Origin of the sequence: Nonomuraea sp. NPDC050328, from assembly GCF_044459405.1 — a bacterium.
In the GTDB taxonomy this organism is placed as follows: Bacteria; Actinomycetota; Actinomycetes; order Streptosporangiales; family Streptosporangiaceae; genus Nonomuraea.
Genome location: NZ_JBITIW010000001.1, coordinates 548,261 through 572,710 on the forward strand (window position 1 = coordinate 548,261; position 24,450 = coordinate 572,710).

At 71.5% G+C, this 24,450-nt stretch carries 16 protein-coding genes and 1 other RNA gene; 5 read left to right on the plus strand and 12 right to left on the minus strand.

Going from position 1 to position 24,450, the window contains the following annotated elements; translation table 11 throughout:
• Positions 1-65 precede the first annotated feature (65 nt).
• On the plus strand, positions 66-1,283 hold the full coding sequence (locus ACIBG7_RS02485) for an acyltransferase family protein (protein ID WP_397334928.1): 1,218 nt from the start codon (positions 66-68) through the stop codon (positions 1,281-1,283).
• Positions 1,280-3,835 (plus strand): acyltransferase family protein, encoded by a 2,556-nt coding sequence (locus tag ACIBG7_RS02490; RefSeq protein WP_397334929.1) that lies wholly within the window; start codon positions 1,280-1,282, stop codon positions 3,833-3,835. Before ACIBG7_RS02485 ends, ACIBG7_RS02490 begins: the two co-directional genes overlap by 4 nt.
• On the opposite strand, the gene ACIBG7_RS02495 is transcribed toward ACIBG7_RS02490, so the two are convergent.
• A complete protein-coding gene (locus ACIBG7_RS02495; RefSeq protein WP_397334931.1) occupies positions 3,782-5,626 on the minus strand; it encodes a hypothetical protein in 1,845 nt (614 codons plus the stop codon). The two genes, ACIBG7_RS02490 and ACIBG7_RS02495, sit on opposite strands and share 54 nt — an antisense overlap.
• The gene (locus tag ACIBG7_RS02500; protein WP_397334932.1) at positions 5,623-9,795 is read right to left on the minus strand and encodes an alpha-(1->3)-arabinofuranosyltransferase; all 4,173 of its coding nucleotides are present in this window, start codon (positions 9,793-9,795) and stop codon (positions 5,623-5,625) included. Before ACIBG7_RS02500 ends, ACIBG7_RS02495 begins: the two co-directional genes overlap by 4 nt.
• A gap of 122 nt (positions 9,796-9,917) precedes the next feature.
• Here ACIBG7_RS02500 and ACIBG7_RS02505 point away from each other — a divergent pair, with 122 nt between their 5' ends.
• Entirely contained in the window at positions 9,918-10,658 is a 741-nt protein-coding gene (locus tag ACIBG7_RS02505) for a class I SAM-dependent methyltransferase (protein ID WP_397334933.1), read from the plus strand.
• Here ACIBG7_RS02505 and ACIBG7_RS02510 read toward each other — a convergent pair.
• The 5 genes from ACIBG7_RS02510 to ACIBG7_RS02530 form a co-directional block, all read right to left on the minus strand.
• The gene (locus ACIBG7_RS02510) at positions 10,645-11,826 is read right to left on the minus strand and encodes a glycosyltransferase family 4 protein (protein ID WP_357916958.1); all 1,182 of its coding nucleotides are present in this window, start codon (positions 11,824-11,826) and stop codon (positions 10,645-10,647) included. The genes ACIBG7_RS02505 and ACIBG7_RS02510 overlap by 14 nt on opposite strands.
• A 101-nt stretch (positions 11,827-11,927) precedes the next feature.
• Entirely contained in the window at positions 11,928-12,059 is a 132-nt protein-coding gene (locus tag ACIBG7_RS02515) for a hypothetical protein (protein ID WP_357916955.1), read from the minus strand.
• Between the two features lie 95 nt (positions 12,060-12,154).
• Positions 12,155-13,573: a hypothetical protein gene (locus ACIBG7_RS02520; protein WP_397334934.1), complete on the minus strand. Its 1,419-nt coding sequence runs from the start codon at positions 13,571-13,573 to the stop codon at positions 12,155-12,157.
• Positions 13,574-13,629: 56 nt separating this feature from the next.
• On the minus strand, positions 13,630-15,825 hold the full coding sequence (locus ACIBG7_RS02525; RefSeq protein WP_397334935.1) for an acyl-CoA dehydrogenase: 2,196 nt from the start codon (positions 15,823-15,825) through the stop codon (positions 13,630-13,632).
• Between the two features lie 46 nt (positions 15,826-15,871).
• On the minus strand, positions 15,872-16,705 hold the full coding sequence (locus tag ACIBG7_RS02530) for a hypothetical protein (protein ID WP_357916947.1): 834 nt from the start codon (positions 16,703-16,705) through the stop codon (positions 15,872-15,874).
• A gap of 67 nt (positions 16,706-16,772) precedes the next feature.
• On the opposite strand from ACIBG7_RS02530, the gene ACIBG7_RS02535 reads away from it, so the two are divergent.
• A complete protein-coding gene (locus ACIBG7_RS02535; RefSeq protein WP_357916944.1) occupies positions 16,773-18,200 on the plus strand; it encodes an AMP-binding protein in 1,428 nt (475 codons plus the stop codon).
• 19 nt (positions 18,201-18,219) lie between these two features.
• The gene (locus tag ACIBG7_RS02540) at positions 18,220-19,272 is read left to right on the plus strand and encodes a trypsin-like peptidase domain-containing protein (protein WP_357916941.1); all 1,053 of its coding nucleotides are present in this window, start codon (positions 18,220-18,222) and stop codon (positions 19,270-19,272) included.
• A gap of 355 nt (positions 19,273-19,627) precedes the next feature.
• Here the strand turns inward: ACIBG7_RS02540 and ACIBG7_RS02545 are convergent, their stop codons facing one another.
• The 5 genes from ACIBG7_RS02545 to ftsX form a co-directional block, all read right to left on the minus strand.
• Positions 19,628-20,212, minus strand: a complete 585-nt coding sequence (locus ACIBG7_RS02545) for a hypothetical protein (RefSeq protein ID WP_397334936.1) — start codon at positions 20,210-20,212, stop codon at positions 19,628-19,630.
• A gap of 339 nt (positions 20,213-20,551) precedes the next feature.
• Positions 20,552-20,935, minus strand: a transfer-messenger RNA (tmRNA) gene (gene ssrA, locus ACIBG7_RS02550).
• 260 nt (positions 20,936-21,195) lie between these two features.
• Positions 21,196-23,055, minus strand: coding sequence for a penicillin-binding transpeptidase domain-containing protein (locus ACIBG7_RS02555; RefSeq protein ID WP_357916935.1), 1,860 nt, complete (start codon positions 23,053-23,055; stop codon positions 21,196-21,198).
• The gene (gene smpB / locus ACIBG7_RS02560; protein WP_357916932.1) at positions 23,052-23,519 is read right to left on the minus strand and encodes an SsrA-binding protein SmpB; all 468 of its coding nucleotides are present in this window, start codon (positions 23,517-23,519) and stop codon (positions 23,052-23,054) included. The genes ACIBG7_RS02555 and smpB overlap by 4 nt, the downstream gene beginning before the upstream one ends.
• Before the next feature lie 23 nt (positions 23,520-23,542).
• Positions 23,543-24,445 (minus strand): permease-like cell division protein FtsX, encoded by a 903-nt coding sequence (gene ftsX / locus ACIBG7_RS02565; protein ID WP_357916929.1) that lies wholly within the window; start codon positions 24,443-24,445, stop codon positions 23,543-23,545.
• Positions 24,446-24,450: the final 5 nt, after the last annotated feature.

Genomic DNA, 24,450 nt, shown 5'->3' on the forward strand with positions numbered 1-24,450 from the left:
GTGGAACGGATTCTAGGTTAGGGATACCCTGATGCGACCTTCCCCCCGCACCCCGGTGGAGCTTGATGCAGGTCCAGCTTGATACCCGTTCCACCGCACGGCTGGACGGCATCGACGGATTGCGCGTGCTGGCCGCGCTGGGCGTGCTGGTGTTCCACGTGGCGGGTGTGGTCGGGCTCCAGTACGGCACCGGTGCGCTGGCCTGGCTCATGGCCCGCGGCGAGGCGCGGGTGGCGATCTTCTTCGCGATCTCGGGACTTCTGCTCTACCAGCCGTGGGCCAGGTCGCTGCTGACCGAAGGCGGCCCGCCCAGCGCCCGGACCTTCCTCACCCGCCGCCTGCTGCGCATCTTCCCGCTCTACTGGCTGGTCGCGGTCACCTGCCTGGTCGCCTACAACCTCCCGCAGATCCGGGACGCCTGGGACTGGGTCAAGGTGCTGCTGCTGGTCCACCTCTTCGACCCCAGCCCCTGGTGGCCGGGCGCCCAGCTCGGCCCGATCGGGCTGCAGCAGATGTGGACGCTCGCCGTCGACCTCAGCTTCTACCTGGTGCTGCCGCTGCTGGCGTGGGGCCTGGCGAAGCTGGCCAGGCGCGGCGATCCCACGCCGGACCAGCGGGCGGTCCGGGTGCTGGTCATGCTCGGCGTGCTCTCCGTCGCCTCGTTCGGCTACCTGTTCGTGGTGCACTTCCCGGGCTACACGATGCAGCTCGACTGGATCCTGCCGCGCTACTTCCCGTGGTTCGCGGCGGGCATGGCGCTGTGCGTGCTGCGGGTCTGGGCCCGAGCCGGCACGCCGCTGTCCGAGCGCGTGGGCCGTGCCTGCTCGGAGCTGGCGCGCAACGCCGGCATCTGCTTCGCGCTCGCCGCCCTGATCTTCGGCCTGGCGGCCACCGAGCTGGGCGGCCCGAAGGTCCCGGGCGGCTGGCCGGAGATCCAGCACAGCGCCTTCCGCCTGCTGGCCTACACGCTCATGGCCCTGCTGCTCATCGCCCCGGTGGCCTTCCAGCCGCCCGGCCGCACCCGGGTCAACCTGGTGCTGGGCAACCGGGCGATGGTCTGGCTGGCCAACCTCTCCTACGGCCTGTTCGCCTGGCACATCCTGCTGCTCTGGCTGTACTACGACCTCACCGGCCGGCCCTACCTGGACATGGCGTTCTTCCCGGTCCTGCTGCCGGTCCTGATCGGCTCGCTGGCCATGGCGTGGGTGACCTACCACCTCGTGGAGCGCCCCGGCCGGATCCTCGGCAAGCGGATCGAACGCGCCTGGGCGAAGCCGCGATGACCGCGACCACGACGGCGCCCCCGGCGGCGCCCCGGCTCGAAGCCCGCGTCGACGCCATCACCGGCCTGCGGGCCGTGGCGGCGCTGGCCATCCTCGTCTACCACGCCGCCGGCATCACCGGCTTCATCGGCGTCAGCGGCGTGACCGGCGCCCTGCTGGCCCGCGGCGACCTGGCGGTCTCGGTCTTCTTCGGCCTGTCGGGGCTACTGCTGTTCCGGCCCTGGGCCCGGCGGATCGTCGACGGCACCCCCGCGCCCGGCGTGGGCCTCTACCTGCGCCGCCGCGCCCTGCGCATCCTGCCCGGCTACTGGGCGACGGTCATCGTGGCGATGACGCTGATCGCCGAGGCGGGCGGCTACTCGGTCAAGCAGTGGGTCCAGATGTTGCTGCTGGTGCACATCTACGACCCGGCGGCGCAGTGGCCCAACGGCGGGCTGGGGCCCGCGGCGCTCGGCCAGATGTGGAGCCTGGCCGTCGAGGTCGCCTTCTACCTCCTGCTGCCGGTCATCGCCTGGCTCATCGGCCGCTACGCCCGGCGCGGCGAGACCAGGGACCGGCGGGCCGCCCGCGCGATGACCGCGCTGTTCGCGATGGGCGCGGTGTCGTTCCTGTTCGCGATCGTCATGTTCTATCCCGAGCGGATCTACTGGCTCTACGCGCTCCTGCCCCACCACGCCGTCTTCTTCGCGGTCGGCATGGGGATCGCGTTGCTACTGGTCTGGGCGGACGGCGACTCGCCCGGCGCCCGGCGGGCCGGCCGGCTGCGGGACACCATCGCCGCCTCGACCCCGCTGTGCCTGGTGGCGGCGGCGGTGAGCTACCTGCTGCTGTCCACACCGATCGTCGGCCGCTTCGGTGATCCGTACACGACGCTGCTGCACGAGGAGGTGCGGCTGGTCCTGCACACCTGCATCACCTTCCTGCTGATCGCGCCGCTCGTCTGCGCGCGGCCGGGTCAGACCGGGTACGCGCGCCGGCTCAGCGGGCCGGTGATGCGGTTCCTGGGGCAGATCTCCTACGGCATCTTCCTGTGGCAGTTCGTGGCCCTGGAGGCGATCTACCGGTTCACCGGCACCCCCTACTTCAGCGGCGGCTTCTGGTACGTGCTGCCGCTGAGCCTGCTGATCACGCTCCTGCTCGCCACGCTCACCTACTACCTGCTGGAAGCGCCGTTCTCCCGGGTGCAGGGCAGCATGACCGCGCAGGCCGCCGCGCCCGCGCGGGAGAGCGTCCCGCTCGCGCCGCTGCCCGAGAAGCGGCCGGAGGCGCCGAAGGCCGCCGAGCCGCGACCGACCCGGCCGGAGAAGCCGGAGAAGCCGGTGAAGCCGGCGAAGGTGAAGCGGCCCGCCGGTGAGCACATCGACGCCCTCGACGGCGTCCGTGCCGTCGCAGCGCTGGCCGTCCTGGTCTTCCACGTGGCCGCCAAGACCGGCCTGACCGAGGGCTGGGGCGCCTGGCTCGCCTCGCGGGGCGACATCGGCGTGGCCATCTTCTTCACCCTGTCCGGCCTGCTGCTCTACAAGCCGTGGGCCAGGGCGGCGCTGGCGGGCACGGACGCACCGGACACGCGGGCCTACCTGCTGCGCCGGCTGTTCCGCATCGTGCCGGCCTACTGGCTGGTGGCGGCCGTCGCGCTGACCCTGTTCAACCAGGCGCACAGCGCCTCGCAGTGGTTCTGGGCCAAGTGGCTGCTGCTCCTGCAGATCTACGACGTGGACTCCTGGTGGCAGCGCGCCGAGGGCCGCGGCATCGAACAGGTCTGGTCGTTGTCGGTGGAGATCGCCTTCTACCTGGTGCTGCCCCTGCTCGGCGCGGTCCTGACCTGGCTGGCCGGCCGGGCGGTGAGCGTGGCCGCGCGGGCGGTGCGGCTGCTGGTCGCGCTCCTGGTCATGGCGGCGCTCTCCATGGGCGTGGTCTTCGTGGCGCACCTGCCCGGCGTGCCGCCGGAGATCAACATGATCCTGCCGCGCTACCTGCTGTGGTTCGCTCCCGGCATGGCGCTGGCGGTGCTGGCGGTCTGGGCCGAGCTGGAGCCGGACGGCAGGCTCGCCCGTTTCTGCTCGGGCGTGAGCCGGCTCGCCCCGCTGTCGTGGACGGTGGCGGTGGCCGCCTACGCCGTCGCCAGCACCCCGATGACCGGCCCGCTGCACCTGGGCGTCGCGCCCGCGCAGGAAGGCACCGGCAAGGCCCTGCTGTCGGCGCTGGTCGGCCTGTTCCTCGTGGCGCCCTCGGCCTTCGCCGGTCGCCGCGGCCTGGCCACGCTGATCTTCGGCAACCCGGTCGTGCGCTACCTCGGCAAGATCTCCTACGGGATCTTCCTCTGGCAGTTCGTCGTGATCTACGGCTACTACCTCGTCATCGGGAACACGCTCTTCCTCGGCGGCGACTTCTGGCAGGTGCTGGGCATCGCCGCCGCCGGCACGATCGTGCTGTCGGTGCTCTCCTACCACGCCGTGGAAGAGCCCTTCCACAAGCTGGGGCGCTACCTCGGCCGGCCCTCAGCGGCCCGGGACCGGGATCGGGCTGCCCAGGTTGAGTCCGCTGACGCATAGCGTGGTGCCCTCGGTGAGCCCGCCGATCCGCACCAGCGGGCCGCCCGCCTCGGGCACCTGCAACTGCACCAGGCGCACGCCGCGCTCCAGGTTCATGCGCACCTGCCGGCCGCCGAAGGAGAGCACGGCCAGCGAGGGACGGCTGGCGATGTAGGACATCGCCACGGTGTAGGTCCGGGGCGGCAGGTCCCCGCCGAGCGGCACGTCGATCAGCCCCTTGACCGAGCGGTAGCAGCCCTGCTTGGGCGCGCGCACGGCGACGATCGGCGCGACGGTCATCGGCCGCAGGCGTCCCGACTCGTCGAAGACGACCGGGGCGGCGGCCGGCTTCGGGTCCCGCATGACGTCCTGTACGGCAGGCCGCGCCAGCGGAGCGAGCACCTTCGAGGTCAGCCGGTCCTCCCCGAACCAGGGGAACATGACGAACCTGGGCACGTAGCCGTCGTAGATCTGCGTGCCCGACGACACCTTGGCCAGCTCCGCCTCCGCGGTGGCCAGGTAGGTCCGCACCTGGGAGCTGTCCATCCCCCGGGCGAGCGCCGCGGCGCTCCAGCACGACAGCGCGGTCACCGCGGCGACCAGGACCAGGCCGGTCGAGGTCAGCACCCGTCCCGCCGGATGCCGCTCCCCCGTGCGGTGCTCGCCGGCGAACGGCAGGAAGGCCGCCGCCAGGCAGAGCGCCGCCACCGGCGTGAGGTGCGCCACCAGCCGGGTCTCGGTGCCCGCGAAGGAACCGGCGGCGGGCACCGTCCACAGCAGCGCGGGCACCACCGTCGAGACCAGGAGGAATCCGGCGAGGATCGCCCACGCCCCCAGGGCCGGGCGGCGGCCACGGGTGCGGATCGAAGCCCAGACCACCAGCAGGACCAGGATCCAGGCGGCCAGGGTCACCGGCGGCTCGGGCAGGGCCACGCCGTAGTCGGAGCGCAGGAAGTGCCAGCGCACCGGACCGCCGGCCAAACCGGCGCCGAAGGTCTCCCCGGCCACGCGCACCAGGAACGCGAAGGCGTCCGAGCCCGACGGCAGGCCGGCGGGCCGGGCTCCCAGCCGGTAGGTCAGGTGCAGCAGGGCCACGACCGCGGTGGCCGAGCCGTACAGGGCCCAGAAGACCGGCCGCGAGCGGACGGCTTCCACCAGCGCGCCCCGCCCGCGCTCCCCGGCCAGGAAGATCGCGTGCAGCGCGAGCAGCAGGACCGGGATCAGCAGGGCGGAGCCGTCGGCGAGCATGCCGAGCAGGCTCCAGCCGGCCACGCCCGCCGCGTGGCCGCGCCCGCCCCAGCGCACCAGGAGCAGGTAGGACGTGACGGCCAGGGCGATCGCCAGATGGACCAGCACGGTCTGCATCGCCGCGGCCCACGCGGTCAGGGCGGGCAGCGCGAGCGGCCAGAACAGGTAGAGCGCGAACGGCGGCAACACCGTCGGGCGCCGGCCGAACGCGGTCGTCAGCATCCGCAGCACCGCCAGCGAGGCCGCCGCCTGCACCACCTGGACCACGGCCGTGACCAGCACCCAGCCGTAGGCGTCGATCTTGGCCAGCAGCCACCCGAGCGCGAGGACCGCGGGCATGAACCGGCCGGCGTGCGACTCGAAGAGCATGCCCACCCCAGCGCCCGGCTCGGTGACCCGGACCATCAGGTGGAAGTCGTCCTCCTTGAAGAACGAGCCGCCGACCACCCAGCCCAGCAGGGCCAGCTGACCGGCCAGCAGGACCAGGGCCAGCGGGAACACCCAGCGGCCCGGCACCGAGGCCCGGCGCAGGGTGGGCGGCTGCGTGGTCACGACCAGGGTCATCGAAGGCTCCTCACCGGCTCGGCCAGCTCTGCGGCCAGGGGCTTCGTCGTCATGTCATCGGGTGGTCCGGCCGGCTCGGGCTCGCCGTGCAGGGCCAGCACCAGCCGCCCGAGCAGCGGCAGGCAGAGCATCTGGCTCACCGCGTCGCGCAGCGCCGCGGCGAGGTCGAGGTGCTGTCCGCCGGCCAGCAGGTGGCCGAGGGCCATGGAGCACCCGGCCAGGATCAGGAAGGCGCCGCCGGTCACGGGCGAGCAGATCGCGTGCACCCAGCGGCGCACCCCCGGCGCCATGTCGGGGTTCCGGGCCGGCGCCGCCCGCATGCCGGCGAGCAGGGCGTAGCTGAGCGCGACGCCGATCACGCCGAAGATCCCGCCCACCCACAGGCCGGTCGCGACCGCGACGAGCGGCACCAGCCTGCCCGGCACGCTCGCGGGCGGTATCGCCGGCAGGGTCCGCGAGCCGGCCGGCCTGCCCCGCCAGGCGGCCAGCAGGAGCACGAGCAGGACCAGCGCGCCGCCCGCCGCCAGGGCCGCGCGGTAGGCGACCTCGGGCTCGTAGGTGATCACGACCCGGCCCGCGTCGGCCGGCTCGACCAGCCACGCCTGCCGCCAGCCGTCGAGCCGGACCGGCTGCAGCCGCTTGCCCGCGACCGTCGCGATCCAGCCGGCGTTGTAGTTCTCGTTGACCACCAGGTAGGAGCGGGTCGCCGCGGTGTAGGTCAGCACGCGGCTGTCCGGGGTCCACTTCTCGACCTTCGCCTCGGTGCGCACGACCGGCGGGCGGGGCTTCTCGATCGGCGCGTGGACGCGCAGCGCGGTGACGCGGTAGGGGTCCTGCACGGAGAAGGCGAGGTGGTTCTTGCCTTCGGCCAGGCCCCAGTTCGCGCAGGTGCGGAAGGTCAGCGGCCGGCCCTGCAGGATGTCGTCGACGGTCCCGCCGACGATCCGGGTCGGGATCTCCGCGCCGTTCACCGACAGGACCGGCCCGGCGCCGCAGACCGTCCGGATCGGCAGCTCGTCGGGCGCTCCCACGGGCACGACGCCCGGGATCTCCAGCTCGGCGATCTGGACCCGCTGGCTGGGGGCGGGCAGGAACTGCACCCTGAACTGCTTGGCGGCCAGCGCCTTGAACCGGAAGAAGCCGTCGGCGTCGAGGTAGCCGGTGCGTGTCTCGTTGCCGGCGGTCAGCAGCACCCGCATGGGCGCCGGATCCAGCAGCAGGTTGGCGTAGTGCACCCGGATCCGGTTGAGCTTGGTCCGCTTCTCCAGCTCGATCGTCAGGCTGGGCCGGGGGTCGAAGCCGCCCGCGTACCAGATGGTCTTGAGGTCGCCGTCGAACGCCGAGCCGCCGAGCGCGGCGCCGTGCTCGACCAGCGTGGAGGAGGCCCTGATCTTCGGGTAGAGGTTCGGGAAGGTGGTGGCCTTGGCGGCGGCGGCCGGGTCGCTGAGCACGGCCAGCCCCTCGGCCTCGCGCCTGCTGTCGGCGGGCGAGGTGATCGTCCGGCTGAAGCCGTAACCGTCCTCGCCGCGGATCTGCAGTTCGGGCGAGCAGGTCCAGATCGACGAGCCGCGCATGCAGCCGGGCGCCGAGCCGGTGCCGCCGGTCAGCAGGTAGTCCGGCAGCTCGCGGTCCTTCGTCGCCGGGAGCGGCACGGCGACGGAGCGCGAGCTCAGCAGCTTCGGCACCTTCAGGTCCACGATGCCGACCCGGGTGCCGACCGGGCTCCTCGGCGGCCAGGCGATCTTGGTCACCGTGATGCGCATCCGCTGCGTGACCACCGGCGGCACCGGGATGAGCTGGGAGCCCGTGGTGGCCGTCACCGGGTGGCGCAGCTTCTGGCCGCCGTCCAGCTCGATCTCCACCTCGGTCACCGCGGGGCCGACCAGCTTGCTGAAGGTCACCTCGACGTGCGGCAGCATGATCGGCTGGGTGAACTTCAGCTCCAGCCACTCGCCGACCGCGCCCTTCCACCCGTCCGACCACCAGGCGGTACGGCTGTCGCCGTCCACCGCGGCGTACGGCATGCGAGCCGGGTCGCGCCCGCTGGGCACCGAGGTGATGTCGGCGGCCGAGGAGGAGGCCGTCACGCTCGCCAGCCCGGCCAGCTCCGCCACCGCCATGTGGCTGTTCCACTCCGGGTCGAGCAGGTCGTGCTGGGCCGCCTTGCGGCGGAACGGCTCGTCGGCGGCGAGCGTCTGCGACCCGGCGAAGCGCAGGTCGCTGAAGGCCACCTCGCGCCGGCGCAGGGTGTCGGTGACGACCGTGTCGGCCATGGGGATCTGCTCCGCCGTACCCTCGTCCCCGATGAGGATGGGCCGGTCGTTCTGGAGCAGGCCCTGGTCGGCCAGGTGCAGCAGCGCTTCGGGCCCGCCGGTGACGCGCAGCGGCTCGGCCGCCGGGACGGTGGCGGCGATGGGCGCGGCCTCGGCCACCTCGTAGATCTCCAGCGCGTGGTAGGGCTGGTTGAACCAGTTGGACGCGCTGCCCGCGTTGGGGTCGCCGACCGCCGGGCCGAACGCCTTGACCAGCTTGAGCCCGGGGGTGTCCTCGATGGCCTGGTGGACGCGGGCCGGCCAGGCGCCCTGGATCGAGAACTTGTCGAGGTCGTTGCGCACCAGCACGTACCGCACGCCGATCCGGGCGAGCACCTGCGACAGCCCGCGCGAGCCCCGCCCGGTGGCGATCCGCTCGTCGATGGCGTCCAGCAGCCGCGTCATGCCGGGCGAGCCCCACGGCACGATGGTGCGGCTCACCCAGCGCACGTTGAGCAGCGGCTGCATGGGCTCGTCCATCGGCCGGCCCCAGAGGTACTCGCCCCAGCGGGACCCCGGGGCGGCCAGCACGCTCTGCCGCCCGGTGTTGGCGTTGAGCCAGGCCGCCGCGTCCCGCCAATAGGGCGGGATCTCCTGCATCGAGCCGCGGGCGGCCAGGCCCACGGTGGCGATGGGGATCAGCGTGGCGCCCACCAGCGCCGCCGCGACGAACGTGAGCGGCCGGCGCAGCCGCCAGGCGATCAGCACCGGCAGGTGGGCCAGGCCGAGCGCGAGCGGCAGCCGGACCAGCGCGTCGAACTTGTGGATGTTGCGGAAGGCCGACAGCACCCCGTCGAACAGGTCGCGCACCTCGGGCGCGAGCGGGTTGGCGATCACGCTCACGTGCCCGGTGACCATGATCGCGGTGCCGAGGATGGTCAGGAGCGCCAGAAAGGTCCGTTCCGGCATACTGCGCCGCATCAGCCCGACCAGCCCGAGCGCCGCCACCGCGGCGGTGGCCAGGATCAGCCACGGGCGGGTGGAGTGCTCGAAGGCCGCCGGCCACCAGGGCAGCCCGTCGACGGGTAGGTAGCCCAGCCAGTTGGCGGCGCCGCGCAGGGTGTTGGCCAGCGAGGTGACGCCGGTCGTGGTGACGGCGTTCTCGGTGAACGGCATGAAGGAGAAGATGTAGCGGCCCAGGATGACCAGCGGGGCCAGCCACCAGAACGAGACGGCGGCGATGCAGCCCAGCCACCAGGCCAGCAGCCGGCGCCGCCGGGGCCCGGACTTCCTGGTGAGCAGGTAGAGCAGCGGGATCAGCAGCACGGCCAGTTCGGCGGCGGCGTTGATGCCGCCGCACAGCACGAAGATCAGGGCCGACTGCGCGGCGGCGCGCCGGACGTCGGTGCCCTCCCGGCTGCCGCGCACCAGCGGGATGAGCATCCACGGGACGATGGCGCTGGGCAGGAACTCCGAGGAGTTGACCCCGATCAGTGCCTGCGCGTGCGGGGCCAGTGCGTAGGCGAGGGCGCCCAGCGCCCGGGTGTCGGGCGTGCCGATGCCCAGCGCCCGGCCGAGGTAGATCATTCCGGCGAACGCGGCGCAGAGCACCAGCCCCATCCACAGCCGCTGCGCCATCCAGTCCGGCATCCCCGCCCAGTCGGCCACCGCGTAGAAGGGGCCCATCGGGAACAGGTAGCCGTAGGCCTGGTTCTGCAGGTGCCCGAAGTGCGCCGGGTCCCACAGGCTCAGCGCCCGTTCCAGGAAGCCCAGCGGGTTGACCGGCATGTCGAGCTTGGTCTCGGAGATGATCCGCTCGGGCGCGGTGGAGAAGGTGACGCAGAGGAGCCCGACGCATCCGGCGAACAGCCTGAGCCAGTGCCTGAAGCGCGGTTCCACGTCGTCATATCCCCTCATCTGGACAGATCCGAGGCTAGAGCGCGTTCCGCCGCCGGAACCAGACGCGTCTTCCAATTGTTACTGGCCAGGAAAGAAGCGGGGGCCTGCTGAATCGCAACACGTTCTAGTACGCTCTCGCCGTGCCCTCGCCCACCCCTTTCCGCGCGACCCTGGCGCGTTCGGTCCGGCTGTTCAGCGCCTTCCGCAAGGAACAGACCGATCCCGACTTCTTCTACGGCCTGCTCGCGCGGGACACCGTCGCGCAACTCGACTCCTACGCCGAGCTCAAGGGCACGCTCATCGTGGACGTGGGCGGCGGTTCCGGCTACTTCTCCGACGCGCTGCGCGACAGCGGGGCCCGGGTGGTCTGCGTCGACTGCGACGCCGGCGAGATGACCGCCCGCGACGGCCGCATGCCGGTGGACTCGATCCTGGGCAGCGCGCTCGACCTGCCCCTGGCCACCGGTTCGGTGGACCTCTGCTTCTCCTCCAACGTGCTGGAGCACGTGCCGGACCCGATCCGGATGGCCGATGAGATGCTCCGCGTGACCCGGCCGGGCGGCACGGTGTACCTGTCCTACACCAACTGGCTCTCGCCCTGGGGCGGGCACGAGACCTCGCCCTGGCACTACCTCGGCGGGCACACGGCCGCCCGGCGCTATGCCAGGAAGATGGGCAGGCGTCCCAAGAACGTGTTCGGCGAGAGCCTCTACGCCGTCTCCGTGGCCCGGATGCTCCGCTGGGCGCGCAGCCGTCCCGACGCCGTGGTCGTGGACGCGCTCCCCCGCTACCTGCCACGCTGGGCCAAGTTCGTGGTCGGCGTCCCGGGACTGCGCGAGCTGGTCACCTGGAACCTGGTGATCGTGCTCAGGAAGCACTGAGCCGCGACACCTTGGCCAGCCGGGTGGCGCGCACCTCCGCCAGCTCGGCGACGATCAGGTGGGCGAAGGCCTCGCCGGTGCGCTCCCAGTGGAAGCTGTCGGCCCACTGCCGGCACTGCCGCGCGGTCTCCTCCCGCAGCACGGGGTCGGTGAGCCGCTTGAGCGAGCGGTCGACGACGTTGGCCAGGGTGTCGTCCTCGCGCACCAGCCAGCCGGTGATCCCGTCGCGCACCGAGTCGCGCAGCCCGCCGACGTCGTAGGCCACGGTCGGCACGCCCTGGCCGGCCGCCTCGATGACGGTCAGGCCCCAGCCCTCCCACTCCGAGGGCATGACGTGCAGCAGGGACTCGCCGAGCAGCCGGTTCTTGTCCTCCTCGGGCACGAAGCCGTGCAGGGTCACCCGGTCGCCGAGCGAGCGCCGCGCGACGAGATCGGCCAGATTCGCGTACTCCGGACCCCGGCCGATCACGTGCACCCGCAGGTCGGGCCACTGCGGCCGCAGGGTCTCGGCCAGCTCGACCACCTGCTCGATCCGCTTGTGCCCGACCAGCCGGCCCACGTAGGTGATGACCGGCTCGCCGGTGGGCTCGACCCCGGACGGGACGACCCGCACCCCGTTGTGGATCACCTGGATCGGCGCGATCCAGCCCAGCCGTTCACGCAGGCCCCGCCTGGACGACTCCGAGACGGTCACCGTGGTGCAACGCCGGTAGAGCCGCCTGGCCAGCGGGCCCTCCACGAAGCAGCAGACGCGGGCGACCAGCTTCGGCAGGAAGGCGTAGAACTGCCGCTGGTGCACGTGGTGCACCAGCGAGATGACCTTGGTACGGCGGCGCACCACGAGCGGCGCGAAGAACGGGATGCCGTTCATGGCGTCGACGACCAGGTCGAAGCGCCGGCGCCGCAGCAGCAGCCACAGCGGGACGAGCAGGTAGACCAGGTAGCGGTTGCCCATCCGGCGCAGTTCGATGCCGTCCACCCGCTCGGCGGCCACCTGGCCGCGCTCCCGGCTGGTCACGAAGTGCACGCCGGCGCCCTGCTCGGCGAGGTACCTGGCCACCTGCCAGGCGTACTCCTCCGCGCCGCCCGCCACGCTCTGCAGGGGCTCGCGGAAGTTGAGCACGGCGACCCGGATGTCTCCGAGATTGGGCCCGCCTGATCTCGTCACGTCTGCTCCACGGGGGGTAGGGCGCATGCGGGCATGGCTGAACACAGCTCATCGCCGTGGGGTGTCGAACAGGGAGTTCCGGTGTCGCCTGAGCGCTCAGATCACCGGGAGCCGTAGTTGTACAACGGCTGGTTGGGCGGTTCCGCCGTCGGCGCGGCGACATTGACGACCGCTGCCGAGGCTCCGACCGCCAGAACGGCCCCGATGATGAGTGCCGCGAGGATGCGAACCACTTGGTTCTCCCTCCAGATCGGAAGCGGGATGGGCCCGAGATTAGAACGTGTTCCCAATCATCGCCATAGGCTTGCTCAAACCGTAACAGAGTAAGTTACCCTCGGGTACCCCCTGGAACTCGCAGAAGAACCACCTCCTGACCCCGGTAAGCCACACCCCACCCGGGGTACTGGGCGAGGAACCTGTTCTCATCCCCCGCGATCAGCACGTAGCGGATCGGCGGCCGTTCGCCGAGGTCCTCGCCGCGCACCCGCAGCCGCCGGCCGTCCGGCAACCTCACCGACAGCCCGTCGTCCCAGATCACCCGCCGCTCGAACAGCTTGGTCGCCGGATCCAGCACCACCCGCCCCCCGTTCCACGCGAAAGCCCGGTGCGCGCCCCAGGGCAGGCTCAGCACCGCACCGGGAGCCGGGTCCGCGTTGACGATCCGCTGCACGGCGAGCCAGTCCGCCGGGTAGTCCACCGCCGCCAGCCGCCCGAAGGCGCCCAGCGCGAAGGTGGGCAGCACCAGCAGCGGGGCGAGCACCCCCAGCCAGTGCGGCACCAGCGTGCCGAACCCGACGGCGGCCGCCAGCACGAGAGGCGCGAGGTACGCCTGCCCGTCACGGAGCGGCCCGAAGCCGGGCCATCCGGCGATCAGCGCCTTGACCAGGCCGGGCGCGAAGGCTCCAGCACAGGCGATCACCAGCCCCGCCGACGCCGCCAGGGCCAGCCCGCGCCACCAGGTCACCTTGCCGCGCAGCCGTACGAAACCGGCCAGGCCCACGAGGGCCAGCAGCAGCCGGGCGCTGGCCGGCCACCAGCCGTCCTGGCCGGGCACGCCGGCCTCGGCGTTCCAGACGCCGCCGAGCGACAGGAGGCTGCCGAGCGTCCCGAACGGGCCGTCCGCGCGGGCCGCGAAGGCGTCGACGCCCGCCGGGTCCGTCGCGGCGTCGGCGGCCAGCGCGGGGACGAGCCAGGGCAGGGCGAGGACGGCGGGCAGCCAGAGCCGGCGCGGGGCGACCCCGGCCAAGGTGAGCACGGTGACGAGCATCGCCTGGAAGCCGCCCGCGGCGGCGGGCAGGAGGGCGAGGGCGAGGTGCCACCAGCGCCGGCCGGCCGCGTGCACGACCCACGGCAGGCCGGCGAAGCCGAGCAGGAGCGCCCACTGCCCGAGGAGCAGACGCTGGGCGAGGTAGATGTTCCAGGCGTAGAAGGCCGCCGCCGCCAGGCGCGGCAGCAGCCGCTCGCCCGGGACCAGCGCGGCGGCGCCGGAGGCGGCCAGGACGAAGATCCCGAGGAGGATGCCCTTCTGCACGAGCTGGTCGGGCAGCACCCCGGACAGCAGCGCGACGACGAGGTCGCTGGGCATCGCCCGGGGGAAGCCGCCGGTGTCGGGCAGGATCGGCGGGTCCGGCACGAACACCATGTCGTAGCGCAGCACGAAGCCGGGACCCAGGGCAGGCCAGAGGGCCAGGACGCCCAGGGCGAGCCCCAGGAACGCGGGCCCCCAGACGTGCACAATCCTGCCCATAGCGGGTCAGAGTAGCGGCTCCGGTGACCGGCGAGCACCGGAGCCGCTCCCCGCGGTTACTTGCCGGGCTCCGGGTCGCGGGGCAGCCCGAGCATGCGCTCACCGATGATGTTGAGCTGCACCTCGGTGGTCCCGCCGTAGATGGTCATCGCCCGGGTGGCCAGGACCGCGCGGTTCCAGTAGCCCGCGTCGCCCAGCCGCATGTCCGCCGCGATCGTCGCCGCCGGACCGAGCAGCGATACCGCGCACTCGGAGACGTGCTGCGCGTGCGAGGTGGACAGCAGCTTGCGCACCGAGGCGTCCGCCCCGGGCTCGGTCCCGGCGAGCTGCTTGAGCGTCACCCGGAGCGACAGCGCGTTGATCGAGTGCCCCTCGCAGACCACCGCGGCCAGCTCCTGCCGCTCGGCCGGGGTGAGCTCGCGTCCGAGCCGGCCGGCCAGGCCGACCAGGTCGGGCACCGACGACCCGGTCCCGCCGGAGCCGGACGACAGCGACACGCGCTCGTTGGACAGCGTGTTGCGCGCCACCCGCCAGCCGTCGTTGACCTCGCCCACGACCAGGTCGTCCGGCACGAAGACGTCGTCGAGGAAGACCTCGTTGAACAGGTTCTCGCCGGTCATCTCGGTCAGCGGCCGGACGGTGACCCCGGGCGCCTTCATGTCGACCAGGAAGTAGGTGATGCCGTCGTGCTTGGGCTTGGAGGTGTCGGTGCGGGCGATGCAGATGCCCCACTCGGCGACGTGCGCCACGGACGTCCAGATCTTCTGGCCGTTGAGCCGCCAGCCGCCCTCGACCTTCTCCGCCTTCATCTGCACGTTCGCCAGGTCGGAGCCGGCGCCGGGCTCGGAGAAGAGCTGGCACCAGATCATCTCGCCGCTCAGCGTGCCGGGCAGGAAGCGCTCCTGCTGCTCCGGCGTGCCGTACACGGCGATGGACGGGACCACCCACGCGCCGATGATCATCTGCGGCAGCTTGAGCTTGGCGGCGCGCAGCTCCTGGTGGATGAGCACCTGCTCCAGCGGCTTGGCGTCGCGGCCCCACGGCTTGGGCAGGTGCGGCATGACGAAGCCGCGCGAGGCCAGCGCCCGCTTCTGGTCGCTGCCGCGGTTGCCGTGGCCGCTCGGCTCGGTGCTCAGCCCGGCGATCTCGGCCAGCTCGGCGCGGATCGACTCGCGCAGCTCCTCGGCCTCCTCCGGCAGGTCGATCTCCATCTCGCGGGCGACACCGTCGAGCGCGAGCTCGGCGACCGAGGCCGACCACTCGGCGGAGGAGCCGAGCAGCGCGCGGATGGTGAGCGCGCGGCGGAAGTAGAGGTGCGCGTCGTGCTCGTAGGTGTAGCCGATGCCGCCGAAGGTCTGGATCGCGTCCTTGGCGCACTGCACGGCGGCGTCGGGCGCCATGACCCCGGCCACCGCGGCGGCGAACTCCAGCTCGCGGCCCTGCGCGCGGGTGGCGTCCCACACGGTGGCGCGGGCCTGCTCCAGCGCGACCAGCATGCGCGAGAGCTTGTGCTTGATGCCCTGGAATTGGCCGATCGGCCGGCCGAACTGCTCGCGCACCTTGGCGTAGTCGGCGGCGGCCCGGACGCACCAGGAGGCCAGCCCGGCCGCCTCGGCGCCCAGCAGGATCGCGGCCAGGTTGAGGACGTCGGACCCCTCGACGCCGTCCAGGACCCGCTCGGCCGGTACGGCTACCGCCGCCAGCTCCACCTTGGCCACGGCGCGGGTGATGTCCAGGGACTTGACCGGCGTCACGGCGGCCGAGGCGGCGTCGAGCGCGACCCACTCCTCGCCCTCCGGCGTGCTCACCGGGAGCACGAGCACGTCGGCCAGGTCACCCCCCAGCACCGGCTCCGCCGTACCGGAGACCACCAGGGTGCCGTCCTGGCCCCGGGTGCCGGTCAGCTCGCCGCGCAACGCCACGGCGCCGGTCAGCGTGCCGTCGGCCAGGCCCGGCAGCAGCTCGTGCCGCTTGGAGGCGTGGATGACGGCGCTGGCCAGCACGGTGGGCACGTACGGGCCGGGGGCGACCCGCTCGGCCAGCGCCTCGATGGCGACGGCCGTCTCCAGCAGGCCGTAGCCGGAGCCGCCGGCCTCCTCCGGCAGGTGCAGCCCGAGCAGGCCCTGCTCGGCCAGCCCCGCCCAGAAGCCGGGACGGCCGCTCCCCTGCTCGCGCGGGGTGATGTGCCGCTCGGCCCAGCCCGCCACCGACTCGCGGAGCGCCTCGTGCTCCTCGCTCAACCCGATCGCCATCGTGTCCTCCCAGACATAGCCTAGAAGGATATTCTAGAGGATGCTTCTATGTTTTACGTAGCCCCTTGACCAGCGTGTACAGATCGGGCTGCTGATCGGGCCTGGTGTCCGGTACGGTCGCCAGCAGCATCGCCGGCTTCGCCTTGCCGACCTCGATGACCGCGACCACGCCCTGCGAGCTGCCACCGGGGTAGGTCGCGGTGAAGCCGAGCACCCAGCCCTTGCCCTTGGCCGGCTTCTGCGAACCGGTCCAGGCGATCACCGCGCCGTCGGGCAGATGCGTGCGCGCGGCCCAGCGGGTGGCCCGGTAGGCGATCTCCCGGTAGTCGGCGTCACCGCTCGGCTTGGCGCTCACCTCGACCGGCACCATCGCCGAGCCGATCACCGTGTGCGGCCTGGCCTTCTCGCCGATCCGCTGGGCGATGGAGAACGGGCTGTAGGACCTGGCGTCCCACGGCTTGCCCAGGCGCGGATAGGTGAGCAACGTGTTCTTGTCGGTGAAGCTGCCGACGACCTTGGTGGCCTTGCCCTCGGGCTTCGGCAGCGCCAGTTCCGCCGGCGGCTCGGCCGCGACCACCCCGGTCGGCGCGGGCGTCGCGGCGGCGGTCGCCTGCGGCGCGGCGGCGGTGGTGATCGGCTGGTTGTCCGGCTGGTCGCCGGAGAAGAGCGCGAAGACGGCCACGACCGCGAGCACCGTCACCACGACGGCCACCACCAGGTAGACCGTCCGGATCGGGACGTCGCCGAGCTTCCGCTTCGGCGGCCGCGGCGCCGGGACCGGCCGCGGGGGCGCCTGCGGGGTCTCCTGAGGGACCACGATCCGGCGGAACGGCGTGGTCGGGGCCTCGTGCGAGGGGTGGTAGGGATCGTGGTCGCCCATGCGCTTGAGATTACGTCACCCCTTGAACCCTTTTGCCGACAGAACGTTGTTCTGTAGGATCCGATCCATGAGGGGCTTCTACGAGATCGCCGCAGCCGATCCTGGACGACCTGCCCTGCTCGACGCCGACCTGACCTACGGCCGCCTCCTGGCCACGGTCAACCGCGTCTCGCACGGCCTGCTGGCCCGGGGGGTACGGCGGGGCGACGCGGTCGTCACCGTGGTGCGCAACGGGCCCGACGCGGTCGCGCTCATGCTCGCGACCTACCAGATCGGCGCCTACCACGTCCCGGTGAACTGGCACTTCACCGAGGACGAGATCGACTACGTGGTCCGCGACTGCCAGGCGAAGGTCGTCGTCCGCGACGGCCACGACAGCGTCGCCGGCCTCGCCGAGGGCCGGCCCGACACCGCCCCGGAACCGCGCTGGGCCGGATCCATGATGCTCTACACCTCCGGCACCACCGGCCGCCCCAAAGGCGTGCGCCGCCGCCTGCTCGAGCTGTCGCCCGAGGACCTCCACCCGATCCTGATGCGCAAGAGCTGGCGGCACTTCGGCCTCCCGCTCGGCGGGGTGCACCTGGTCTGCTCGCAGCTCTACCACTCCGCCCCGTACGGCCAGGCCATGATGGCCCTGCACCACGGGCACTCGCTGGTCGTGCCGGAACGGTTCGACGCCGTCGAGACCCTGGAGACGATCGAGCGGCACCGGGTGACCAACGCCTTCATGGTGCCCACCATGTTCCACCGGCTGCTGGCCGTACCGGACCGGGACCGCTACGACCTGTCCAGCCTCACCCACCTCTACCACGGCGCCGCGCCCTGCCCCCCGGCCACCAAGAAAGCCATGATCGACTGGGTCGGCCCGGTGGTGTGGGAGTACTACGGCTCCACCGAGGCGGCCGTCGCCACCATGCTCTCCACCCAGGAATGGCTGGAGCGCCCCGGCACGGTCGGGCGGGCGGTCGAGGGCCTGCGCTTCACCATCCTCGGCGACGACGGCCGCGAACAGCCGCCCGGCGAGCCCGGCCTGGTCTACATCAGCGGGATCAACCGCTTCGAGTACCACAACGACCCGGCCAAGACCGCCTCCTCCATGCGCGGCCAGGCCTACACCCCCGGCGACGTCGGCTACCTCGACGCCGACGGCTACCTCTTCCTGCTCGACCGCAGGACCGACCTGATCATCTCGGGCGGCGTCAACATCTACCCCGCCGAGATCGAGGCCGTGCTGATCGAGCACCCCGCCGTGGCCGACGTCGCGGTCATCGGCGTCCCCGACCCCGAATGGGGACACAAGGTCGTCGCCCTCGTCCAGCCCGTCGAGGGCGCCTCACCCGGCGACGACCTCGCCGCCTCCCTGCTCGACCTGTGCGCCGGACGCCTGGCCCGGCTCAAGCATCCCCGCGTCATCGAGTTCCGGGCCGAACTCCCCCGCACGCCCACCGGCAAGCTCAGCCGCAGCAGCGTCCGCGAGGCGTATCTTTCCCCTTGATCAGGGAAGATACCGGCGCATGAGGACGATACTCGCCGGTCTTGCCGCCGCTCTGATGCTGGCCGGGTGCTCCTCCCCCGCACCCGTCTCCAGCCCCAGCACCACCCCCGCCACCGCCTCCCCCTCCGAGAGCGCCACCCCGGCCCCGGAGAGCGCGCTCGCGCTCGAGAAGGCCTACGAGCAGGTGATCACCCAGGTCCTGCCGTCGATCGTGCAGATCACCACGCGCGTGGGCCTGGGCTCGGGCATCGTCTACGACACCGCCGGGCACATCATCACCAACGCCCACGTGGTCGGCGAGGCCACCGAGATGCAGGTGTCCCTCGCCACCGGCGGAGCCGCCCGGGCCGCGAAGCTGGTCGCCTCCTTCCGCGCCGGCGACCTCGCGGTCATCAAGGTCGACGACCCCCGGGGCCTGCGGCCCGCCCGCTTCGCCGACTCCTCCAAGCTCCGCGTCGGCCAGATCGTGCTCGCCATGGGCAACCCGCTGGGCCTGTCCGGCAGCGTGACGAACGGCATCATCTCCGCCCTGGGCCGTACCGTCCAGGAGCCCTCCAACGTCACCATCGCCAACGCCATCCAGACCTCGGCCGCCATCAACCCCGGCAACAGCGGTGGCGCCCTGGTCTCCCTCTCCGGCGAGGTCGTCGGCATCCCCACCCTGGCCGCCACCAACCCCGACCTCGGCGACAGCGCCGCCCCCGGCATCGGCTTCGCCATCCCCAGCAACACCGCCACCGACGTCGCCCAGCAGATCATCAAGGACGGCAAGGTCACCAACACCCACCGGGCCGCCCTGGGCATCCGCGGCACCACCGTCCTCGGCGCCGACGGCCAGCCCGCCGGCGTCCAGGTCTACTCCGTCATCCCCGGCGGCGCCGCCGCCACCGCGGGCATCGCCGCCGGCGACGTCATCGTCTCGGTCAACGGCACGGACACCCCGACCATGGCCGCCCTCGCCGAGGTCCTCGCCGGCCTCCAACCGGGCGACCAGGCCAAGGTGGAAGTCGCCAAGCCCGACGGCACCACCGCCACCGCCACCGTCACCTTGGGCGAACTCCAGGCGGACTGATCACGCACGGGGGCGGTCCTTTCCACCGGGACCGCCCCTCCGGCACGACCGCCCAGGAGCGGCTGAGACTGCCCCTGGACGCCCGCTACGCACCAGCCGTGTCCTGACCTCGCCGGCACGCCGGCTGCCCGGCAGTGGGCTGCCGGCGGGGTCGCGCAGCATGGGCTCGCTCGCTCTGGTCGTCGCCCTCATCGCCTTCAGCCACCGCCAGTGGCGGTAAGGGGCGGAGGCGTGCGCGCTGAAGATCCTCCGGAACCTACTGAGGTCCTTCATGGACCTCGTCGCCGGCCGCTGACGCAGTCAAGCCATCCACGGTTGGGCCCGCTCCCGGCGACCGGTGGATGCGGTCGGCCGGTCAGGCGCATCCGGAGAGCTTCCGGCTCTGATCCGGCTCGGTGAAAACGCTCATGGACTGATTTTGCTGGAATGTATGGTCTTCCGGCGCGAGGGGTTCGGGGACCTGGTCGGCAAAACCTAGGACGTACCACCAACGGTTGTCGTGCGGGTTGAGGACCGACGCATAATCCTCGGCCACCACCTCAGAGAAGGTGATGCCCTCGGTCTGAATCTCGTCCTCGAGGCCCTTGGTGATCCGGAAGGTCGCCTCGGTGCAGCCGGGTACACGGAACTCCATGAGGCTGTAGGTCCAGTTCGCGGCTTCGCCCGCGCCCTTGTCGCGGGTGAACCTGAGCTGGATGCGCGTGGTGGCCAATGCGGTGTTGCCGTTGGTGAAGACGAGGTCTCCGCCGTCGAAGAACACACCGTCGTGACCGTCGTAGATGATCCGTTGGACGAACGCCCGCCTGACCGTCTCGTCTTCCTCGGCTTTCTGACGGTGCGCATCGCTTCTCTGCTGCTCCGCGACCCTGCGTGAATCGAGCCTCTGTTGCTCCGCGACCCTGAGCGCGTTCACGGACATGGCGAGCGCGGGCAGGGACATGAGTCCGGCGAGAACCGTGGCGAGCGCCGCCCACCACTGAACGTTCCAGCGGACATCCCGCAGTCTGCCCTTCGGCCTGGACCGTGCCCTTTGGGCGGCTTTGCGGATTGAGCGGGCCGAAGGACGGGCGGCCCGCCTCGATCCGTGAGAGCGAGACCAGCGCACGGGTAAGCGGCTCATGACCGCTATGTTCTCTGGCTGGGTGGCCGGCGGCGACCCCCGAGCCTGATCGGCTCGGATTCGGGGCGCGGTCGTGGCCCAGGGGTCCCCTGGTGCCCCCACAGACACGAAACCGCCCCCTACCGTGGAGTGTTTCTCCAGGTAGAGGGCGGTCTGGTCTGGTGGAGGTGGCGGGAATCGAACCCGCGTCCTTCAACCCCAAACCAGGGCTTCTCCGGGCGCAGCCTGCTTGACGCTTTTCTCGGCCCCGGTGCTTCCGCAGGCGGATCACCGACGGGCTCAGTCACTGTTAGATGTTCCGCGAACCCCCGTGACCGGGGCTAGCGGTTGAGCCTTCTAGCGATGCCAGGTCCTGAGCCGAAGGCATTCTCAGGCTGACAGTGGGTTGCTGTTAGGCAACGAGGGCGAAGTTGGACTTCGCCGCCACAGTGCTCTTAGAGTTGGCACTTGTTGTTTGCGGTCACAGGATTTACGAGGTTATGTCCGCCGTCCTCGGCCCGCTTCTCCTGACTTGCAAGGTCAAAGTCGAGACCAATCACCCCCGGGTGTGTGTTCCACCTGACCTTACAACACGCGAACCCCGGCTCGCATTCCGGTAAACGGCCGAAGGCCCCCGGGAACGCGGCAAGTCGCGCACATCCCCGAGGGCCGACCGGCAGGGTCGAGCCGGTCCTGACGGCAGGGCTTCCCCCGAGATGATGCCCTGGCCCGTCACCGTGACTGGAACCGCAACCCCCCGAGCGGCTCAGTCATGAGGTAAGACGCTCAGCCCCGCAGCAACGGTTGCTCTGGGTCACCGAGTTTCACGAAGCGTTACCGATGGCTTGGAAGAAGCGGCCCGCGACGGCCGCGGGATCACTCTTCTCCACCAGTACGGCTACCGCCACATCACCTTGCCAGCCCACGAACCAGGTCATCGGCTTGCCGGGCACCTCGGCGCGGATGCCGTGGACGCCGGTGACCGTACCGGCGGCGCCTGCCGTACCGGAGACGACGCCCGCGCGCATCATGGCGGTCAGCGCGGCCTTGACCTTGGGGTCGATCGGCCGGGCCTGGACGGGCTCGTCGGGCAGGGTCTCGCCGGCCGGGTCGGGCGAGGCGGGCTTGGTGACCAGCACGGGCGGATGCCAGGTGCCGGAGGCCAGCGCGCCCGCGACCAGCGCCAGCGAGAGCGGGCTGACCTGGACGTTCTGCCCGGCGATGGCCATGGCCTTGCCGGCGTCGCTGTCGGTCTCGGGCCAGGCGCCGGAGAAGGAGGCCAGCGGGAGCTTCCAGGGCAGGCCCAGGCCGAGCTCCTCGGCGCTGCGCTTGAGCTGGTCGGCGTCGACGAGGCGGGCGAGCGCGGCCAGGCCGGTCACGCAGCCGTGGGCGAAGGTGTGCTGGAAGGTGGTGCCGGGCGTGACGGTCCCGGTGTAGTCGAAGCGGGCGCCGCCGACGGAGCGGCTGGCCACGCAGGGCACGCGCGTCTTCGGCGTCACCGACGACTTCAGCAGGGCGTTGGCCGCGACGATCGACATGGCCGTGCCGCCGGGGTACTTGCCGGCCAGCCCGTCCTTGATCTGGTCGAGCCCGGTGGAGCCGACCGCCAGGACGTTGCCGCTGGAGGCCTCGACGGCGACCAGCATGCTGGCGGAGGTGCCCTGGACCGCGGTCTGGGCGGCCCGCTGGATCGAGGAGTCGATCGTGGTGTGCACCTCGGCCGCGTCGCGAAGCCCCTGGAGCTCCTGGAGCTCCGCGGCCTTCTCGCCGGTCTTGAGGTCGAGCGTGATCACCTGGGTGACCGTGGAGCCGGTCAGCCGGTCCTGGTAGGCCTTCTGCAGCCCGGAGCGGCCCATCGAGTCGCCCGCCCGCTGCGGCCCGCCGAGCTGCTGCTCGCCCTCGGCGGTGAGCGTGCTGACCAGGCCGACGATCTGCTTGGGGTCGGCCGGGGCGACCGGCTGCTCCTGCACCTGGGTCCTGATGCCCTGGATGCCGGTGAGCTGGTCCTTGAGCTGCTGGTGGCGCTTGCGGCCGAGGGTGATCAGCGGCACGAACTCGCTGGGCGGCGCCGAGCGGATCCGGCTGATCAGCCGGTCGGCGGCGTAGCCGGTGAGCTGGGAGAGCTGCCGGCAGACCGCCTCGGCGTTGGCCCCGAGCTGCCCCGGGGTCACCCCGACCACGTACAGCGGCATGTTGGTCTGCAGCGAGGCGCCGTCGCGGTCGACGATCGGCTGCCGCCCCACCGACCTGGTCAGGACGGCGAAGCGCTGCCCGTCCTTGAGCTGCGGATGCAGCACCGAGGGCGACCAGAGCACCTTCCACTGCCCGTCGATCAGCCGCAACGGCATCTCGCTCTTGTAGTGCCAGAGCGGGTTGTTCTCCCCCAGGTCGACCTCGGCGTTGAAGGACGCCTTGGCGTCGTCGCCGGTGCGGGTCACCCCGGTGATGCGGAAGCGGAAGGAGATGGCGTCGAGGTCGAGCTTGGTGTCGGCCAGCGCCTTCGCCACCGCCTTGGGGTCGCCGTTGGTGCGCTCGGCCGCGAGGTCGTAGTTCTCCTCTTTCCAGCCCACCAGGAAGTCGCGGATGGCCTCGTGCGGCGAGGACTCCGACAGGCATCCGGACAGCGTCGTGCCCGCGACCACCATCGTGACGGCCGCGGACAGCAGGCGCTTGGCTCGGGTCATCGGCTGTGCTGGCGTACGGCTCGCGCCATCTCCCGCTTGGCCTGCTGCTCGGCCAGGGTCTGCCGCTTGTCCCAGTCCTTCTTGCCGCGGCCCAGGCCGATCTCGACCTTGGCCCGGCCGTCCTTGAAGTAGAGCTGCAGCGGCACGATCGTCAGCCCGCCCTCCTTGAGCTTGGCGGCGAGCTTGTCGATCTCCTTGCGGTTGAGCAGGAGCTTGCGCTTACGGCGGGCCGAGTGGTTGGTCCACGTGCCCTGCGCGTATTCGGGGATGTGCACGTTGAGCAGCCACGCCTCGTCGTTCTCGACCGTGGCGTAGCCGTCGGTCAGCGAGGCCCGGCCCTCGCGCAGCGACTTGACCTCGGTGCCCTGGAGGACCAGACCCGCCTCGAAGGTGTCACTGATCTGATAGTCGTGCCGGGCACGCTTGTTCTGGGCGATGAGCTTCCGCCCGGTTTCACGTGGCATACCTCGACCTTACCGGCGTCCGGTCACACTCGGAGGTAGCGACGGAGGGTCACGAAGGACGACAGGATACAGATCAGCACGCCGATGCCCAGCGTCCAGACGATCACCCAGGCCACGGTCTCCCATTCGAGCTGGGATCCGATCGCCAGGTACTTCTGGAACTCCTCGAAGACGAAGACCTTCGCCAGGATCAGCATGACCGCCGCGAAGACGCCGCCGATCAGCCCCGAGATCATGCCTTCCATGACGAACGGGAGCTGGATGTACAGGTTGGACGCGCCGACCAGCCGCATGATGCCCGTCTCCCGGCGCCGGTTGAACGCCGAGAGCCGCACCGTGTTGGCGATCAGCAGGATCGACGCGATGACCACGAATCCGGCGAGCACGAAGGCCGCCGTCCGCAGCGCGTCGAGCATGCCGAAGAAGTCGTTGAGCAGTTCCTTCTGGTTCTTGATCGACGAGACGCCCGGTTGCCCGGTGACCGCGTCGATGACCGGCTGGAACAGCTCGGGGTCCTTGAGCTGGACGCGGAAGGAGGTGGGCATGTCCTCCGGCTTGGTCACGTCCAGCAGCGTCTTGTCCACCGCGGTCTTGCGGAAGTTCTCGTAGGCCATCGCCTGGTCCTCGAAGTGGACCTGCTTGACCTCGGGCAGCCCCTCCAGCTTGGTCTTGAGCGCCTCGGTCTGGTCGGGGCTGGCCTCCTTGCCCTTGCAGGCGGGGATCGAGGTGTTCTTGGTGCACAGGAACACCGAGACCTCGACCTTGTCGAACCAGTAGTCCTTCATGGTGCTGACCTGAGCGCTGATCAGGAAGCCGACGCCGAGCATCGCCATGCCGACGGCGACGGTGACGATGACCGCGATGGTCATCGTCAGGTTCCGGCGAAGGCCGATCCAGACCTCGGAGAGGATGAAATTCGCCCGCATGTTCT

Excerpts from the sequence above, each read along its gene's own strand:
- ACIBG7_RS02485 (WP_397334928.1), top strand. The coding sequence starts at position 66 with ATGCAGGTCCAGCTTGATACCCGTTCCACCGCACGGCTGGACGGCATC.
- ACIBG7_RS02520 (WP_397334934.1), bottom strand. The coding sequence starts at position 13,573 with ATGGGCAGGATTGTGCACGTCTGGGGGCCCGCGTTCCTGGGGCTCGCC.
- ACIBG7_RS02535 (WP_357916944.1), top strand. The coding sequence starts at position 16,773 with ATGAGGGGCTTCTACGAGATCGCCGCAGCCGATCCTGGACGACCTGCC.
- ACIBG7_RS02500 (WP_397334932.1), bottom strand. The coding sequence starts at position 9,795 with ATGAGGGGATATGACGACGTGGAACCGCGCTTCAGGCACTGGCTCAGG.
- ACIBG7_RS02490 (WP_397334929.1), top strand. The coding sequence starts at position 1,280 with ATGACCGCGACCACGACGGCGCCCCCGGCGGCGCCCCGGCTCGAAGCC.
- ACIBG7_RS02495 (WP_397334931.1), bottom strand. The coding sequence starts at position 5,626 with ATGACCCTGGTCGTGACCACGCAGCCGCCCACCCTGCGCCGGGCCTCG.
- ACIBG7_RS02525 (WP_397334935.1), bottom strand. The coding sequence starts at position 15,825 with ATGGCGATCGGGTTGAGCGAGGAGCACGAGGCGCTCCGCGAGTCGGTG.
- smpB (WP_357916932.1), bottom strand. The coding sequence starts at position 23,519 with ATGCCACGTGAAACCGGGCGGAAGCTCATCGCCCAGAACAAGCGTGCC.
- ACIBG7_RS02545 (WP_397334936.1), bottom strand. The coding sequence starts at position 20,212 with ATGTCCCTGCCCGCGCTCGCCATGTCCGTGAACGCGCTCAGGGTCGCG.
- ACIBG7_RS02530 (WP_357916947.1), bottom strand. The coding sequence starts at position 16,705 with ATGGGCGACCACGATCCCTACCACCCCTCGCACGAGGCCCCGACCACG.
- ACIBG7_RS02555 (WP_357916935.1), bottom strand. The coding sequence starts at position 23,055 with ATGACCCGAGCCAAGCGCCTGCTGTCCGCGGCCGTCACGATGGTGGTC.
- ftsX (WP_357916929.1), bottom strand. The coding sequence starts at position 24,445 with ATGCGGGCGAATTTCATCCTCTCCGAGGTCTGGATCGGCCTTCGCCGG.
- ACIBG7_RS02540 (WP_357916941.1), top strand. The coding sequence starts at position 18,220 with ATGAGGACGATACTCGCCGGTCTTGCCGCCGCTCTGATGCTGGCCGGG.